Origin of the sequence: Comamonas sp. B-9 (assembly GCF_000410635.1) — a bacterium.
In the GTDB taxonomy this organism is placed as follows: Bacteria; Pseudomonadota; Gammaproteobacteria; order Burkholderiales; family Burkholderiaceae_C; genus Comamonas.
Genome location: NZ_KE148598.1, coordinates 1 through 623 on the forward strand (window position 1 = coordinate 1; position 623 = coordinate 623).

General features: G+C 71.3%; 1 pseudogene. It reads left to right on the plus strand.

The annotated features are described in order from the left end of the window. Positions 1-623, plus strand: a pseudogene (locus H928_RS32410) (DUF2868 domain-containing protein); the annotation flags it as partial.

Sequence of the window (623 nt, forward strand, 5' to 3'; positions counted from 1 at the left end):
CAGCCAGCGCGCGTGGCGCCCTGGGAGCCTGCGCAGCTGGCCGCTGGTGGCGCAGCCCCCAGCGCTCCCGTTGCCGATGAACACCCGGGCTGGATGGCCCGTTTGCGCGGCAAGGCCATGCCTGCGCTGCGCGGCAGCGGCCTGCGCAAGATGGCGCTGCGCTTTGAGCGCAATTGGTGGCAGGCCAGCGAAGGGGTGCGCAATGCGCAATGGCTGCTGTGGCTGCACCTGGGTGCGGCGCTGGTGGCAGTCGGCGCACTGGCCTCGCTCTGGCTCACGGGCCTCACCAAGGAATACCAGGTCGGCTGGGAGAGCACCTTCCTGTCGGCCCCGCAGGTGCAGCACTGGCTCAACCTCCTGTTCGCCCCCACCCAATGGCTGCAGTGGACGACGCCCTGGAGCCTGGCCGACATCCAGGCGCTGCAAGGCTGGGTGAGCAGCAGCCTACCCGCTGCGCCATCGGCCCAGGCAACCCAGGCCATGGCTGCCCCTGTCTCCGGTGTCGGTGAGCGCTGGGTCTGGGCCTATACCGCCTTGCTGGGCGCCACCGTGGTGGTGCCGCGTTTGCTGCTGGCCCTGTGGCAGGGGCTGCGCGCGCGCTGGCGCCGCCAGCACCTGCAGCT